Source organism: Niastella sp. sgz303648, from assembly GCF_059587045.1.
On sequence record NZ_JCAPSW010000020.1, the window covers coordinates 52,175 to 68,194 of the forward strand.

The 16,020-nt window shown below is 42.7% G+C and carries 15 protein-coding genes; 11 read left to right on the top strand and 4 right to left on the bottom strand.

Features of this window, described 5'->3' with window-relative positions:
- Positions 1–138: 138 nt before the first annotated feature.
- Positions 139–390, top strand: coding sequence for a short-chain dehydrogenase (locus tag AC59IL_RS34200; protein ID WP_496556760.1), 252 nt, complete (start codon positions 139–141; stop codon positions 388–390).
- 109 nt (positions 391–499) lie between these two features.
- Positions 500–1,570: a 3-oxoacyl-ACP synthase III family protein gene (locus tag AC59IL_RS34205; protein ID WP_496556761.1), complete on the top strand. Its 1,071-nt coding sequence runs from the start codon at positions 500–502 to the stop codon at positions 1,568–1,570.
- Between the two features lie 3 nt (positions 1,571–1,573).
- Here the strand turns inward: AC59IL_RS34205 and AC59IL_RS34210 are convergent, their stop codons facing one another.
- The gene (locus AC59IL_RS34210) at positions 1,574–3,124 is read right to left on the bottom strand and encodes a B12-binding domain-containing radical SAM protein (RefSeq protein ID WP_496556762.1); all 1,551 of its coding nucleotides are present in this window, start codon (positions 3,122–3,124) and stop codon (positions 1,574–1,576) included.
- Between the two features lie 179 nt (positions 3,125–3,303).
- The gene (gene rbp / locus AC59IL_RS34215; protein WP_496556763.1) at positions 3,304–3,621 is read right to left on the bottom strand and encodes an RNA-binding regulator; all 318 of its coding nucleotides are present in this window, start codon (positions 3,619–3,621) and stop codon (positions 3,304–3,306) included.
- A 205-nt stretch (positions 3,622–3,826) separates the two neighbouring features.
- On the opposite strand from rbp, the gene AC59IL_RS34220 reads away from it, so the two are divergent.
- Positions 3,827–4,405 (top strand): hypothetical protein, encoded by a 579-nt coding sequence (locus AC59IL_RS34220; protein WP_496556764.1) that lies wholly within the window; start codon positions 3,827–3,829, stop codon positions 4,403–4,405.
- 65 nt (positions 4,406–4,470) lie between these two features.
- On the opposite strand, the gene AC59IL_RS34225 is transcribed toward AC59IL_RS34220, so the two are convergent.
- Together AC59IL_RS34225 and AC59IL_RS34230 are read right to left on the bottom strand one after the other, a co-directional pair.
- Positions 4,471–4,776, bottom strand: a complete 306-nt coding sequence (locus AC59IL_RS34225) for an antibiotic biosynthesis monooxygenase family protein (protein WP_496556765.1) — start codon at positions 4,774–4,776, stop codon at positions 4,471–4,473.
- Positions 4,777–5,025: 249 nt separating this feature from the next.
- Positions 5,026–5,208, bottom strand: a complete 183-nt coding sequence (locus tag AC59IL_RS34230) for a hypothetical protein (protein ID WP_496556766.1) — start codon at positions 5,206–5,208, stop codon at positions 5,026–5,028.
- 291 nt (positions 5,209–5,499) lie between these two features.
- Between AC59IL_RS34230 and AC59IL_RS34235 the strand changes: the two genes are divergently transcribed.
- The 8 genes from AC59IL_RS34235 to AC59IL_RS34270 all read left to right on the top strand — a co-directional run bounded on the left by AC59IL_RS34235 (position 5,500) and on the right by AC59IL_RS34270 (position 15,905).
- Positions 5,500–6,288 (top strand): hypothetical protein, encoded by a 789-nt coding sequence (locus AC59IL_RS34235; protein WP_496556767.1) that lies wholly within the window; start codon positions 5,500–5,502, stop codon positions 6,286–6,288.
- A 306-nt stretch (positions 6,289–6,594) separates the two neighbouring features.
- Positions 6,595–9,033, top strand: a complete 2,439-nt coding sequence (locus AC59IL_RS34240) for a T9SS type B sorting domain-containing protein (protein ID WP_496556768.1) — start codon at positions 6,595–6,597, stop codon at positions 9,031–9,033.
- 14 nt (positions 9,034–9,047) lie between these two features.
- Positions 9,048–10,073 carry a PorP/SprF family type IX secretion system membrane protein gene (locus tag AC59IL_RS34245; protein ID WP_496556769.1) on the top strand — a complete coding sequence of 342 codons (1,026 nt, stop codon included), beginning with the start codon at positions 9,048–9,050 and terminating at the stop codon, positions 10,071–10,073.
- A gap of 135 nt (positions 10,074–10,208) precedes the next feature.
- A complete protein-coding gene (locus tag AC59IL_RS34250; RefSeq protein WP_496556770.1) occupies positions 10,209–12,233 on the top strand; it encodes an OmpA family protein in 2,025 nt (674 codons plus the stop codon).
- A gap of 123 nt (positions 12,234–12,356) precedes the next feature.
- On the top strand, positions 12,357–13,115 hold the full coding sequence (locus AC59IL_RS34255) for a ThuA domain-containing protein (protein WP_496556771.1): 759 nt from the start codon (positions 12,357–12,359) through the stop codon (positions 13,113–13,115).
- Positions 13,116–13,271: 156 nt separating this feature from the next.
- Positions 13,272–13,484, top strand: coding sequence for a hypothetical protein (locus tag AC59IL_RS34260; RefSeq protein ID WP_496556772.1), 213 nt, complete (start codon positions 13,272–13,274; stop codon positions 13,482–13,484).
- 344 nt (positions 13,485–13,828) lie between these two features.
- Positions 13,829–14,437, top strand: coding sequence for an RNA polymerase sigma factor (locus AC59IL_RS34265; RefSeq protein ID WP_496556773.1), 609 nt, complete (start codon positions 13,829–13,831; stop codon positions 14,435–14,437).
- A gap of 238 nt (positions 14,438–14,675) precedes the next feature.
- The gene (locus tag AC59IL_RS34270; RefSeq protein ID WP_496556774.1) at positions 14,676–15,905 is read left to right on the top strand and encodes a FecR family protein; all 1,230 of its coding nucleotides are present in this window, start codon (positions 14,676–14,678) and stop codon (positions 15,903–15,905) included.
- Positions 15,906–16,020: the final 115 nt, after the last annotated feature.

Consider the following 16,020-nt stretch of genomic DNA (forward strand, 5'->3'; position numbering starts at 1 on the left):
AATAAAGTGTACCTTTGCGCAACTTATTTCCTCCCTACACTTATCTTGATTTCATAATTCAACATTCGTGAAGGTAAGATCGTAAGCCTGCCGGCAAAACGGCTCCCGTTTGGCCTACATTGAAAATGTTTTTTATTTATGACAAACGATCAGATTGAAAGATTTCTGCAACAGAACTACCTTGACAAAGCTCCTGTTAAAATCACTTTTAAAACAAGGAAGCCGGTTGTAGGAATTTTTATCAAAACAGCCGATTACAGTGAACTTAAATCGAAGAATTTCTGGCGAATTGTAGGTGAATTAAATATCGAAAGTTACCGGAAGTCGAAAGATATGAATCTGGCCAGGATATTCAGCGGATCTGAAATAACAAAGCTGGGTGCACCATAGATTGATCAGTGGTGCTGCTGAATTATAACTCATTTATTTGCTATTCTGTTGTCTGGATGATCGATTCATCCGGTCAAGGAGTGCAATCTCACATGCCCTTGTATAGAATATGTTACGTTCCATCATTACCGGAACAGGATGTTATATCCCTCCTGTTATTAAGAAAAACGGTGACTTTACCACCACTACGTTTTATAATGCCAATCAACAACCCAATAGTCTTTCGCCAGCGGAAGTAGTAGAAAAATTCAAACAAATTACAGGCATAGCCGAACGCAGGTATGCTCCCGATAACATCAACACATCTGATATGGCTGCCCGGGCTGCCCGGCTGGCTATTGAAGATAGCGGCATTGATGCCGAAACTATTGATCAGGTGATCGTAGCGCATAATTATGGCGATATACTGGCCGGAACTTTACAGCCCGATACCGTGCCATCACTGGCATCGCGCGTAAAACATCAGCTGGGCATTCGCAATCCCTGGTGTGTACCGTATGATATTTTGTTTGGTTGCCCCGGATGGGTTCAGGGTTTGATACAGGCCGACACTTTTTTTAAAGCAGGCAGTGCCAAAACCTGTTTGGTAATAGGTGCCGAAACACTATCAAGGGTGTTGGATGAGCACGACAGAGATAGCATGATTTTTTCGGATGGCGCCGGCGCCTGCATTATAGAATATAAAGAAACCGGCGACAACCCGGCCGGAATATTGGGAGCCAGTACAAGGTCTGATTGCATGGATGAAGTTTCATACATAAACTATGGTAAATCATTCCTGCCTGACTCGAATCCCTGTACACGATATATCAAAATGAAGGGCAGAAAGGTGTATGAGTATGCCGTGAAATATGTTCCTGAAGCCATGAAAGGCTGTTTGGAAAAAAGCGGCGTGGCTATTGAGGAATTAAAAAAGATATTTATCCATCAGGCCAATGAAAAAATGGATGAAGCTATCGTGAAAGCCTTTTATAATCTTTATGGTAAACAGGCGCCTGAACATATTATGCCTATGAGCATTCATTGGCTTGGCAACAGTTCGGTGGCTACCATTCCTACATTATATGACCTCGTTCGTAAAGAAAAAGTGAACAATCAAACACTTCATCCCGGAGATGTATTGTTGTTTGCATCGGTTGGTGCAGGTATGAATATTAATGCTGTTTGCTACCGGGTGTAAAATTTACAGCGAAGGTTGTGTATGACTGTGTATTGATTTATGTAAATAGGCATTTGGGTTATGTTCCATCGCCCCCTGGGGTAACCATTGAAACCAACTGCCAAGATCTTTTTTAATGATGTTTTTATAAAATTCAGGTAATTGTAACGATTCTCCTTCAAAATATTTCCTGAAACCACGGTCCTCAACAAGGTTTTTACGAATCTGCCGGTAAAATTTTAACCGGCCCCATCCCTCCGACGAAATAGCTCTCATAAAGTTCATCCACCGGGTTGTAATACCGGGCGTGCCCCTGAAACGGCGGTAAATAGCCTTTGCCGAAAAAGAGTATTGAGTAAGGTCGATCACCTTATCATAAAAATCTATCCAATCATAATTTTGGGGTTTAACGTTCATCGCGAGGTGATTATTCAAAAAATGAAAAGGGAAAGGAAGAACACGTCCTTTCTTTTGGTATTCGAGGTTAAGGGGAGCGGCTTCGCCGAAAGCGGTGAGCAGCGAATAACCGGGAAAAGCACTGGGCGTACTATCTATAAATCGTTTGGTAAGCTCAAAAGGTTCATCACCTGAATCACTATCAAGCCCCAGTACAAAGTTCGTTTGCACATAATGAACATAGTGAAACATTGTGTTAACATGTTCCGATATCTGTTTTACTTTTTCTTCACCCGCAATACGTGAAGTGCCCGACTTATTACCTAAATCGTACCATGATTCTATCCCGGGTAACAGGGCATCGAATCCATTTTGCTGTAATACTTTTAAATGTTTTTCAGTTAAAATCGACAAGCTGCTTTCGGCTATAAAATGAAAGCTTTTACCCGGGGCTGCCGACGCAATGGCTTCCATATTCTCATTAAAACGCACGCCAAAATTCGGATCATGCCAGGCAATCCAGGGTTTTTTAAATTTGGTTAGTAAAAACCGAAGGTCTGCTTTGATGGTTTGAAAGTCAAGTGGCTGATAGGGCACTGTTGAATCAATACAAAATGGGCAGGTATAAGGACAGCCGACGCTGCCAAGCATGGGCACAATTTTGATTAACGGAGCTTTTTTTAAAGTGGGTTCTATAAATTTCCAACGCTCCTGAACGCCGCATAAAGTAGCCGGCTGTTTATCGGCCGACAATTGTTTTCCAACGGGGCGTTGTGCTGTACAATTATTCAGCACCTCTGTAATAGTTGACCGGTTGGTAAATCCCAGCACATAATCAAAATAATGTGTAGCATCATCAGGATAACATCTTGCATGCGGCCCACCCAGCACTGTAACAGCGCCCATACTGCGAAAATAATTACTCAGTGCATAGGCATGCAGTGCAGCCTGTGTAAAAGCGCTGATAAATACCAGATTTACTCCTTTGGGAATTTCTTTATGCAGATCTTCGTTTCCGGTATAGCAAATCAGGGTTACCTCATGTCCTTCCTGTTCGCACCAGGTCGCTATCACCTGGGGCATAATGCTTGCCAGATTAGCATGCATAATTTTTGCCCATAAGGTGTTAGCCGGACCTTTACATACAAGGTCAATTACACCAATTTTAAGAGGTAGCATATTGATAATATTTTAAGACAATTAATTACGCACACAATGTGGCCGGGAGAGGCATAGATATATCATGAATGCATCAAATAACATTCCACGCCGTATAATAAATTAAGGGAGGGGAAGGAATACCACCTGTGTTGCCTGTCCTAAAACATACAAATACTTAAAAATTACCTACATCGGTGTTACCACCTGTTCTTTTTAAAACCGCCGCCCCTGTTATCATTACGGAAAGAATTATTTTTACGATCCGGTCTTTCTTCTCTGGGTTTGGCTTCTGTAACTTTTATGACCCTGCCTTCAACGGTACCCTGGTCAAGTTCCTGAATGGCTTTCCGGGCAGCTGCGTCGTCGGGCATTTCAACAAAGCCAAATCCCCGGGATTTGCCTGTTTCTCTGTCCATGATCACTTTGGCTGAGGTTACTTCTCCATAAGGAATAAAAAAATCTTTCAGGTCTTCATCCTGTACGTTGAAGCCTAAATTTGAGACATAAATGTTCATGCTTTGCGATTGAATATTTTAAAAAATCTGAGGAAGGCAACAAGTAAGTACTAAATAAAAATGCAGGTAAGCTTTTAATTAATGACTACTACTGCGAAGCTCAAATTATCACACCTAAGATAACAATTATCTGATTATTATCCTATTATTTTACAATTACCAAATACTACTTTTGTTCTCATCCTATAAAACGCTAAAATCAAAAATGACACGACTTTTTTTACCGGTAGCTATTGCATTGACATTTGCAGCATGCTCCGCAGAATCTTCTTCCGGCGATAAGACTAAAGCCGATACCGCTAAGACTGTTAAAACTACTCAAAAGGAGGGGATTTCTACGGATAACATGCTGGCCGATACCGTTAAAGTTAAAAAGTGGCTGATTGCAGTCATTGAAAATTATACTAACGGCCAGGATCTCAATGCAGGATTTGAAAAGCTGAAGCAGACTCTGACGCCCGACTATTACAACTACAAACAGGACGCCATTAATTTAGATTATGACAATGGAGATACAACACTAACGGTAGCATCATTTAAAAAGAAATGGCAGAATAAGTACAATATAAAATTTGTGGGTAGCGGCGGTTTTATTACCTCTGCCCAGGACAATGGAAAAGTAAAAGTAACAACATGTAACTTCCTTAAAAACAAATCACAAAACGCATCGCTTTATAAAGTCGTAATTGATGACCTGGATTTTAAAACAAAATATCACAGAGATATAAAAATCATAGCTCAAAACGGCAGGCTGTTTATTGATGATATAGTTGAGTACGATTGAGCCGGCAGGTAAAGTAAAAAGGGCCTTCGACAGGCCCTTACTTGTTAATAAGATATCTTCACAGCCTATGCATGTTCCAGAATGCTTTCGGTAGTATAAACTTTCAATACCGGATCTTTGGCAAAATCTTTTCTTACTTTTTCAACGAGGTCTCTGTATGTACCACTGTTTTGATAAGCATCAGCGTCGGCCTGTGATTCCCAGGTTGTCATAGAAATATAGTCTTCGTTTTTTTCAAGGGGTTCCAGCAATCTGCAATCGAGATTGCCTTTTTGGCTTCTTACAACAGGAACAACCTGTTCGCTGTAAACTCTTTTAGCCTGTTGCAGATTTTGCGGCAGAAAGCTCAGGTAAGTGAGTCGAACAATCATAAAACCTCCTATTTTTTTAAATGAACAAAGCTGATTTGGGGAACTGAGATTCAGATTGTGCGGATATGTAAAGGAAGAAGGTAGATAAGTTGAATTTGGAAGTAGAAGGTACAAATAAATATGATACGAGCAAAACAAATGGGGGAGACGCTCTTCAATAGAAAAGGGCCCCGGTTAAACCAGAGCCTTTATTTGGATAATAATCCTTTTCGTACGTTGCGGAACTCTGTCCTTCGACTTCGCTCAGGATTATTGAATAACCCGCCCGGCAACCGGTGAAACCACCGTTTGGCCGTTACGACCAAGCGCTACCACCCTGAACCAGTATCTCACAGTAGACCGGAGCCCCTTGAATGTGTTATAAGCAAGGGTAGTTCCTTCACTGATCCACACTGTGCCCGATGTAGGCGGTTCGGTAGCGTACTGATGCATGTAGGCCCTGGCGCCTGTTACCCGTTTTATTCGGGTAGTGGCTTCTCGGGGAGGACCTGCTTAATGCAAATCGCATATCGCAAAAAAACGCCTTTAGCGTTAAGCCTTAAGCGTTCTGCGTTCCGCGTTAATGATTACCGGTTAAGTCTCTTTGTTATGCTGCTATCTGAAAATGTTATTCATTTGATAAAATCCCGTACCCAACAATGAATAAAGAACAAATACTTTCATTTTTCGTCAAATTTTAGTAATCTCGGTGTACGTTATTCTCTCATCCTCCCTTCAACAACCATGAAATTAAAACCACTCCTCATTTTGGTGAATGCACTATTGGCCCAACCTGTTATTGCACAATTAAGTTTAACGAATCCTTCTATCTGCCACGATAAGGATCATTATTTAAAATGTTACAATGACGGTTTCTATATAATGAATTTTGAGAATGGTAATTTTAAAGATGTAAGGCTGGCAGATTCCTCTTTTAAATATTCCGATATTGATAAAACCCTCACTTTACACGTTACAGGTATTGATGGCCCATTATATATCGACACAGTTGAAATAAAACTGCTTTCTAAGTCGATCGAAATAAAAAAAGGAAAAAATATTCTTGAGATCACTTCTTTAAAAAATATTCCTGCTGAAATTAACAAATGCTATGTAGTGCCTTACAAACAGTATAGCGAGATAAGCGGACTTGAGTTTTGGTTAGGCAATAAACGTTTTAAGGTTGACATTGATACTTATGGAAAAACATGGAGTTGGGATATTACAATGGACAGGCCTAACCAAAGATTTGCTATTATATATAATAGTTTCCGGAATAACCGCCTTGAAACAATTTTTATTCAGGATGACAGTCTTAGATACGGCATGAATATTTCCATGACGTTTAAATCACTTAAGAAACTTTGGTATTTGCATTCCCTATATATTGACACGGTTGATACCATAAAAAATGTCACTCCGGTGATAGGCAAAATCCCTCATCCCAAAGATTATAGTTTTGAATATAACAAGGCAGGTAAACTTAAAACCAAAAGAATTACAGGGGAGTTAAAACTTTGCGACTGTAACTGATCAATACGGGTTTGTTTACGAACTTCAAATCTGTTATATAGATTATTAAATCTTCAAATAAGATAACCCGCTCAATCACTCTATTATTCAATTAACATATATATCGCATGGCATATATAATGTATGGTATATATATCATACTGCATATATGATGCACCGTTAGTTATGTTACGCATGCCGTTTTCGATGAGTAGCCTGAAGTCGTCGGTGAAACGACCCGGCTATGCGCAATTTACCTTGTCATGATCCGTTTAATCTCCCGTTAAAAGTTCATTTTTAGCAACAACCCATTATCCGTAGAAAAAAATGAAACGATTACCAATATCCTGTATAATAGTTTTTTTTACTATTATACTTTGCTGTAATTACACCAGGGCTCAATTGCATGGTATGAATGCGTTGGCTGTTTTTTCTACATCATTGAACAATGATTCTTTGATCTTACATAACAGCGAACCTGATGCAAATGCTTTTGATCCTGTTCTCACAATAAGCAAGAATCCTACAACCTGTAATGGTTCCGAAGGGTCGATTGTTTTCAGCGGACTAACGCCAAACACTTCTTATCAGTTAACGTATACTGATGATGGTGTTACAAAAGGCCCTGTAACCATTGTTTCAAATTCGGCAGGGGAGTTAACCATTTCCGGTTTGAATAAAGGTTTGTACTCCAATTTTATATTCGAAGCCGGCGGCACCACTACTACGGTACTTACCGGAACTGTTTTATCAGACCCTATAGCTGTTCCTCTTTTCAGTTCCTTTGCGCCTATTTGTGAAGGGGATCCTGCACCGGTTTTACCATCAACATCGAATAATGGCCTTCCCGGCACCTGGAGCCCTGCGGTAGTTGATAACCAAAATTCAGGCAGCTATACTTTTACACCTGCAGCCGGCACCTGTGGCTTACCAACTACTGTTTCCATTGTTGTAAACAAAAGAACGGAAGCTACCTTTTCGTTTGGAAAATCACTTACGTTCTGTGCAGGTGCAACCGCAAGTATACCTGTATTACCTAATACATCATTAAATGGCATATCGGGCACATGGAGCCCGGCTGTGGTTGATCCTAACCATTCAGGCACCTATGTATTTACAGCTACTTCGTCCGGATGCGTTAAGGGAACAACGTTTACAGTTACCGTGAACCCGGTTATTACACCCACGTTCTCATTCGGGCCCACTGCTTCTATATGTGCAGGCGATGCGGTTGTTACATTGCCCAATACATCAACAAATGGAATAACAGGAACCTGGAGCCCGGCAGTGGTGAGCAATACCGCAAGCGGCACATATACATTTACGGCAGATCCCGGTCAGTGCGCCCCACCCGTGACCTACACGGTAACGGTGAATCCGAAAACTACACCCACGTTTAGTTTCGGCACATCGTTAACGATCTGTTCAGGCGGAACGGTACCCGTTTTACCCACTACATCAACAAATGGAATCACCGGCACATGGAGTCCGGCTGTAGTGAGTAACACGGCAAGCGGCACGTATACATTCACCCCAACATCGAACCCCTGTGCACCTCCGGTAACTTTTACCGTTACTGTTAATCCGGTTCTTACACCTGCATTTACTTTTGGCACCACCGCTATTGTTTGTGCAGGCGATCCGGTTGTTACATTGCCCAATACATCATCAAATGGAATAACAGGAACCTGGAGCCCGGCAGTGGTGAGCAATAGCGCAAGCGGTACGTATACGTTTACGCCTGGTGCAGGCCAGTGCGCTACACCGGCAACCTATACCGTAACGGTGTATCCGAAAACTACACCTACGTTTAGTTTCGGTACAACCTTAACGATCTGTTCAGGTGGAACGGTACCCGTTTTACCAACCACTTCAGATAATGGAATCACAGGTACATGGAGTCCTGCGGTAGTGAGCAACACGGCAGGCGGAACTTACACGTTCACCAGTTCAACCAACCCCTGTGCACCTAAGGTAACTTTTACTGTAACGGTTAATCCGATTGTTACACCCACTTTTTCATTGGGTGTTTCACAATCTGTTTGTATACATGATCCGGCTCCCGTTTTACCAACTATTTCTGTAAACGGTATTACAGGTACATGGAGCCCCGCTGTAGTTGACAATCTAAATTCCGGTACCTATACGTTTACGCCTGCTGCAGGTCAGTGTGCTGTAAGCACTACATTTACGTATCAGGTTAATCCTATACCATCCATTACCAATAGTATAGAAAAAGATACTTCCGTTTATGACGGTGCCGTTATGCCAACGTATACTTTTACGGTAAACGATCCGGCCGGTAGTATAAAATGGACTAATTCAAACACGTTGATCGGATTAGGTGCTTCGGGCACTGGCGCAATTCCTTCTTTCAGGGCAGTTAACACGACTTATTTGCCGGTTACGGCAACCGTTACAGCAACACCTTTCATTAATGGTTGTTCAGGCACTACCTCCCAATCATATAAAATAACGGTGCTGCCACTGGCAAAAGATGTTTTTGTGCCCAATGTATTTTCTCCCAACGGCGATGGAAAAAATGACCAGCTTTTTATTTACAGTAATTATATCGTTACGGTTGAAATGCACATTTTCAATCAATGGGGCGAACATATGATAACGCTTAACAGTACGAGCCAGGGTTGGGATGGCAAATACAAAGGCACTGCTCAGCCTGTGGGTGTTTATATGTATGTATTAAAAGCGGTGCTGAAAGACGGGAAGAATGTTAATATGAAAGGTTCTATCACGCTTATACGATAAAAAACAATATCCAAATGAAAAGCAAAGCCATCAAACGATACAGTTGGTTTACGGTCTGTTTGCTTTTGATAACTGCTTTTCGAACAGTTGCTCAAACAGATCCCCACTTTACGCAGAATTATACCTTTCCCATGTATGTAAATCCCGGGCTGGCAGGAAGCGCCGACGGCGATTACAGGGCGTCTGCAATTTTTCGTAACCAGTGGGGTAGCATCAGCAATCCTTATCGCACTTTTGGTCTTTCATTTGATACACGTACCAATAAAAATGTTGGACTGGGCGTCAACGTGTTGAATCAATCGGCCGGCGATGGAGGATTTAATTACCTTACTGCTTCCGTTTCCTATGCCTACACCGGCGTTAGATTCGGAAAGGATTTCAATCAGCATATTGTTATGGCCCTTCAGGGTGGTATCATAAACCGCTCGGTCAATCAATCAAAATTCAAATGGGGTGAACAATGGAATCCCATCACCGGATACCAGGCATCAAACCCAACAACTGAAACTTTTTCTAAAACGTCGTCACTCGTTCCCGATATAGGGGCCGGCATTCTGTATTTTGATGGAACGCCTGAAAAGAAAACCAATGTATTCGGTGGTTTTTCAGTATATCATTTAAACAGGCCCAAAGATCCGATCGTCACCAACAAAAACACCGACCTCAACCGGATCCCTATTCGTTATTCAGTACATGCAGGGGTAAGCTTTAATGTATCAGAACGTAACAGTATAGTACCGCATGTATTGTATTTGCGCCAGGGTACCGCTACCGAAACCATGCTGGGTGTATATGCACAATTAAATGTAAACACTGAAACCGATTTTATGCTGGGCGGCTATTACCGTGTTAATGATGCGGTGGCTCCTTACGTGGGAATTGATTATAAAAATTTTGTTATCGGTGTAAGCTATGACGCCAATGCAGCGAAACTGCGATCGCTGACAAGGAATGTAAACAGCTTTGAACTAAGCCTTTCTTATATTAAACGGTCGGGCACAAAGAGTATAGTTGATTATATCCGTTGTGCGAGACTATAAAATATGGTTTGATTGTTTTATGGTTTGATGGCTGGGCTCGCCGAATTCTGAATCTGTTAAGTTTTGGCCGGGTTGCGGAATTAAGGAGTTTCCAACAATCAAACAATCGATCCATCAAACAACTATTGTTTTATTATGAATACCTATTTACCCATTAAGTTCAAATCATTAGTCAATAGTTCATTTTGCTTATTGATTGCCTGCGCCTGCTGGCAGCCGTTAAAAAGTCAACAGGTTGAAAATAAAAGCCCGCTGCAGCTGGCCGATCAGTATTTTGCGGCCGGTGAATATTATACTGCAGGCTATTTGTATCAGCAATACCTGAGCACAACCGGTAAAAGCACCTATATACAGGCACATACGGTGTATGCTAAAAAAGGCAGAATAGGTGCAGTAGCTCCGAATGCATCCCGCCCCGACATTCTTTACAAGCAGGCAGAATGCTACCGCCTTGCCAATTACTGGTTAAATGCCGATTCTGCCTACAAAAAATGTACTGATAAAGCTGATGCGCTTTACTGGAGTGCTGTATGCGAACGCAGTCTGGGAAAATATGATGAAGCAGAAGAAAATTTACGCAAATACATAAACGCTGAAGGTAAAAACAAACAGTTTAAAGAGGCGGCTGAAAAAGAGTTGCAAACACTACAATACGTACGCAAAGAAATGGCGGCAGCCGACTCTGCGATACATGTAATGAAACTCAAAACGCCCGACAGCCATGAAAAAGGCGCTTACGCTGTAGTGCCTGCCGGCGGTAACCAATACCTCGTTAGCAGTACACAAGCCGATCCTGTTGGGAAAGATAAAGGCAATCCGAATCATAGCCATTTGTTGTATGCCACATTGAACAACGACAGCCTTGCTCAGCTAACCCCTGTTGCGCTGCCCGGTGTTAGTACTTTGGATAACCAGGGCGCAGCAAGCATCAGCGCCGATGGCCAACGTATTTATTATACCCAATGGCGAAAAGAAAAAGGCCGCATAGTTTCAAGTATCTATTGTGTAAATAAACAAAGCAATGGAAGTTGGTCTGTACCTGTTTTATTGCCAAAGGTGAATGCCGGCCTATCCAACAACAAACAACCGTTTTGCACTGCTGATGGAAAATATTTGTTTTTTGCTTCAGACCGTAAGGGCGGATCAGGCGGATTCGATATCTGGTATGCGCCTTTACAGGCAGATGGAAGTGCCGGTGAACCTGTAAACGCAGGAGCAGTGATCAATACTGCCGGTGATGAACAGGCACCGTTTTATCAAACCAGCAGCGGCACCCTGGTGTATTCAACCAATGGAAAACAGGGCATGGGAGGGTATGACCTGTTTTCTGCCAAAGGCAGCGAAGCAACATGGAGTGTGCCCAACAATATGGGTTATCCGGTTAACTCTTCGAGAGATGATATTTACTTTTTTGCTCCTGAAAAAACAGCTCTTTTATCGAAAGCAATGGTGGGGTCCGACAGAGGTTCCGGATGCTGTCTTGAAAGTTATCGCGTTACAAAAATTACAAAAAATAAACAGTTAACCGGTGTGGTACGGGATAATATAAGCAACGATCCTGTGGCCGATGTAGAGATTGTGTTTACCGACCCGAACGGCAAAACACAAAAAGCAATAACGGATAAAGAGGGTAAATATGTGTTCGATACGCTCGATAATGCTGATAATAATTTGACCATTAACATCAGCAAATCGTTCTATAGGGACACCACTGCTACTGTGAAAATTATTAAGAAAGATGAAACCAACCCGCAGGCCGATCAGTTATTCAATACAGATGTGTTCATTGAGAAAAAACGCATAAATCCTGATAATGTAGTTACCGTATTTTTTGATTTTGATATGAGCAACCTGAAAAAGGATGCGCTCAGCAAATTGGATTCAATTTACAATATACTGATGCAGTTCCCGGCTGCAAAGCTTCAGATTTCAGCGTATACCGATGGCAAGGGAACCGATGAATACAATAAAAAGCTGAGTGACCGCCGGGCAAGGGCATGCGCCGATTACTTCATTAGAGGAGGCATAGTTGCCAAACGTATTACTTTTGAAGCATTCGGGGCCTGTTGCCCCATTGAGCTGGAATTGATTGATGGCCGCGATAATCCCGATGGCCGTAGCCGCAACAGAAGGGCATTGATCAATATATCGAGGGAGTAATGAATAATGAATATTGAATAATAAATGTCGAATGTTGAAGTAACACAAGGAATGGGTTTTTTATTTCAACATTCGGCATTCAAATTTCGTTATTCGATATTTAAAAATTTGTAATTTAACCGGATGAAAAAGATTCCCACTTATCCGGTTAAAGTTTTCATGCTTTTCATTTTTCTGGCAGGATGTACCCATTTCTCTTTCGCGCAACAGAAGAAGATAAAGGTGCTTATCATAAGCGGAGGGCATGGATTTAAACACCAGCCTTTTTACGACGTTTTTGATTCTATACCGTCTATAACATACGATACGCTCGTTCAGCCGCAGGCCAATGCATTTATCGCTTCACCTGAAGTGAAAAAATATGATGTGCTTGTGTTTTACGATATGGTCCTCGATTCCATTACGCCGGCACAGCAGGATGCCTACATCAGTCTGCTGAAAAAAGGCGCCTCCATGATTTTCCTCCACCATTCGCTGGTGTCGTACCAAAACTGGCCCGAGTTTATAAAGATCGTTGGCGGACAATACCACACACATGACGTTGTAGTAAATGGCGATACGCTGAAAACCAGCTACGAGCATGATGTGAACATTCCCGTGAAAGTGGAGAACAAAAAACATCCTGTTACCAGTGGCATCAGCGATTTTGACATCGTTGATGAAGTGTACGGCGGCGTTGAAATATTACCACAGGTAAAACCTTTGCTCAGCACCACGCACCCCAAAAGTATGCACTACCTTGCCTGGGTTAATCATTACGGCAATTCAGATGTCATATACATACAGTTAGGCCACGGCCCCTCAGGCTATTCAAATCCCAATTACCGCATACTGATACGGCAGGCTGTTGAATGGTCGGCGAAGCAAAGAAAAAATAAATAACAAATACGGCAACAAACAGACTATAAAACATTGACCAATACAAACGTAATTAAACAGAAATTTAAAAGTTCTATCAGACGAGGAACCGGTGAGGCTCATTTGCTTATGCAAAAGCACCGGGACATCGACTTTTCGGCAGACATTATTAAAGCCTCTGTGAAAAATTTTGCCTATGATGCGCAATGCGAAGGAAGCAGAGCATTGTATGTTTCCGAATTGATCGCACTTTCAAAACAACAGGGCAAAATTCGCAAAGCTATTCTCGATAAACTTGCTACTGAAAAGAAAGACACCTGGGCCTTGGTTCAACTCTTTGACCTGGCAACATTTTTTGCAAAGCACCATTGGAAGCTATCTACAACAAACTAACCTGTGGTATACACCGAACAGATATTGTAAAGATTTTGCTTGAAAACAAAGTGCTGTCAACCAAAATACGGCAGGAAATAAAATACGACTGCAGTGAAGATACGAGAGGGCTTAGCCTCGATTAACCGATAGCCGCCAGTTTGTACTGGCCTTATCCTGGAAGTTTGGAAAAACCGCTTCGCAGGGCAACCGGCTCAGTAACGACGATACAAAAGGCAGATTGAATCTTTGACGTCATTTTAACACTTCTGAAAAATGTACCTATCTTGCATGCGCCAATTAATGTCCTTATCTTACCTATATTATTTATACTAATACGCTATTAACAGGTTTTCCCGCACGTTGTGGCACTAACAGAAAATGAAATACAGGATGAAGTTGTATTGATGCAACAGTTCCGCGCCGGGAGCGAAGAGGCGTTTACAACGGTGTACCGGCGTTTATACCAGCGGGTGTATTGGTTTGCCAGGAAATTTGTGGAGGAAAAGGAAGATGCCCGTGACCTTACAGCAGAAACCTTTGTTCAACTCTGGCAGCACAACGATACCTTTCCCACATTGGATGCCATAGCGGCATTTTTATACGTAACCGTTCGCAACAAATGCTATAATTTGCTAAAACACCGGCAAATGAAAGCCGGCCGGCGCGAAGACCTGCTTCGCCAGTTCAATGAACGCGAACAGGATGATTTCTTCGAAGAACAGGTGCAACTTCAACTGGTCAGCCGCATTTATGCAGAAGTAAATAAACTACCTCCCCGTATGAAGGAGGTTTTTTTGCTTTCTTACCGCGATGGATTAAAGCCTGCCGAAATTGCCGAACGGCTGCAGATCAAAGTACAAACCGTAACCAATCAGCGGGTCACTGCAGTGCGCCTGTTGCAACTGGCGCTGGGCAAAGACTTTATGCTATCCTCACTATTACTGCTGCTTGAATTTCACGACCAGCTCTGAGGCGCTTAGGTTCTCGCAGAGGCGCTCCCGCCGTGGCGGGACAAAGTTGATCGCTTCGCGATCAGTAACAACGCTAAGAAAAGGCTTTGCGGCTTTGCGCCTTTGCGCGAAATACTCTTAGCTTAACCGCATTGCCTGCGGTGGCGGTACACTCAGGGCGCTGACGCCCGCAAAAAAAATTCAAAAAAACTTCATTTTGGAATGGTTGATCGGGGTTGTTCGATTGTAGTGTGTTTATATGATGACTGTTAGCAACCTTATTGATCTTTTAACGAAGCACCTGAAAGGCAATTTGTCCGGTTCAGATCAGGAGCAGCTTAGCCAGTGGATTTCGCAGTCAGAACGTAATCGCCGTCTTTTTGAATCTATCGATGACGAAGAACAATTACGGCAGCTGGTTCTGTTGTATCGCGAGGAAGAAGAAGAAAACAACGAGGCCATTATTCTGTCGAAGATCCGTCAGCGGATGGCCGGAAATATAGCGATTGTGCCTGTTCGAAAGTTAAGTAAGGGGTGGCGCTTTGCCCGGGTGGCTGCGTTGGTGCTGTTGCTGGCGGGTGTTGGCAGCTACGGCTATTTTTTACTGACCCGCAAAAAAAGTCTTCCCCCCGAAGTTGTGACCAAAAAACCGGCGGATATTCCTCCGGGACATGACGGCGCCATTTTAACGCTGGCTAATGGCAAACAAGTGGTGCTTGACAGTCTTGGCAACGGAGTAATAGCCACCCAGAACGGAACACAGGTATCACTGAAAAACGGAGCGTTGGCCTATACAAAAGATGCCGGCCAGGCTGCAACGGTTTACAATACTCTCACAACGCCTAAAGGCAGACAGTTTCAGTTGATTTTACCAGATGGAAGCAAAGTATGGCTGAATGCAGCATCTTCAATTCGTTATCCCACGACTTTTACCGGCAATGAAAGAAGCGTTGACATTACAGGCGAAGTTTATTTTGAAGTTAATAAAGCGATCGGGGGGAATGGGCACAAAAAAACTTTTGTTGTCAACATACTCCCCTCCACCGGAGGGGCCGGGGGAGGCCGCATTGAGGTTCTTGGCACCCACTTCAACATCAATGCCTACGACAACGAGCCCTCGATTAAAACGACATTGCTGGAAGGTTCGGTAAAGGTTATAAAAGATGCTTCATCAGCTATATTAAAACCCGGAGAACAAGTATCAATATCTCAGTCATCTCAAATATCCAAACCCATCCCGGTCCAGACAGACAAGGCAGTGGCCTGGAAAAGCGGCCTGTTCAATTTCGAAGATGCCAGCCTTGAGGAAGTGATGCGACAGCTTGAGCGCTGGTACGATATAGAAGTGGTTTATGAAAAAAACATACCCGATATAACGTTCGGCGGTAAAATGACCAACGATGTTAGTTTGTCGGGTTTGCTAAGGTCCCTGAAAGATATGGACGTGCACTTTCGTGTAGAAGGCCGTAAACTGATTGTGTTGCCATAAGACGCAAAACGCTGAACGCAAAACGCCGAATGCTGAACGCTGAACGCCGAACGCCGAACGCAAAACGCAGAATGCAGAACGCTGAACGCAGAAAGCAAATACAACTCAAATGGCG

What these genes read in the sequence shown, in the direction of transcription:
- AC59IL_RS34200 (WP_496556760.1), top strand. Translation starts at nt 139, where the DNA reads ATGACAAACGATCAGATTGAAAGATTTCTGCAACAGAACTACCTTGAC.
- AC59IL_RS34205 (WP_496556761.1), top strand. Translation starts at nt 500, where the DNA reads ATGTTACGTTCCATCATTACCGGAACAGGATGTTATATCCCTCCTGTT.
- AC59IL_RS34210 (WP_496556762.1), bottom strand. Translation starts at nt 3,124, where the DNA reads ATGCTACCTCTTAAAATTGGTGTAATTGACCTTGTATGTAAAGGTCCG.
- rbp (WP_496556763.1), bottom strand. Translation starts at nt 3,621, where the DNA reads ATGAACATTTATGTCTCAAATTTAGGCTTCAACGTACAGGATGAAGAC.
- AC59IL_RS34220 (WP_496556764.1), top strand. Translation starts at nt 3,827, where the DNA reads ATGACACGACTTTTTTTACCGGTAGCTATTGCATTGACATTTGCAGCA.
- AC59IL_RS34225 (WP_496556765.1), bottom strand. Translation starts at nt 4,776, where the DNA reads ATGATTGTTCGACTCACTTACCTGAGCTTTCTGCCGCAAAATCTGCAA.
- AC59IL_RS34230 (WP_496556766.1), bottom strand. Translation starts at nt 5,208, where the DNA reads ATGCATCAGTACGCTACCGAACCGCCTACATCGGGCACAGTGTGGATC.
- AC59IL_RS34235 (WP_496556767.1), top strand. Translation starts at nt 5,500, where the DNA reads ATGAAATTAAAACCACTCCTCATTTTGGTGAATGCACTATTGGCCCAA.
- AC59IL_RS34240 (WP_496556768.1), top strand. Translation starts at nt 6,595, where the DNA reads ATGAAACGATTACCAATATCCTGTATAATAGTTTTTTTTACTATTATA.
- AC59IL_RS34245 (WP_496556769.1), top strand. Translation starts at nt 9,048, where the DNA reads ATGAAAAGCAAAGCCATCAAACGATACAGTTGGTTTACGGTCTGTTTG.
- AC59IL_RS34250 (WP_496556770.1), top strand. Translation starts at nt 10,209, where the DNA reads ATGAATACCTATTTACCCATTAAGTTCAAATCATTAGTCAATAGTTCA.
- AC59IL_RS34255 (WP_496556771.1), top strand. Translation starts at nt 12,357, where the DNA reads ATGAAAAAGATTCCCACTTATCCGGTTAAAGTTTTCATGCTTTTCATT.
- AC59IL_RS34270 (WP_496556774.1), top strand. Translation starts at nt 14,676, where the DNA reads ATGATGACTGTTAGCAACCTTATTGATCTTTTAACGAAGCACCTGAAA.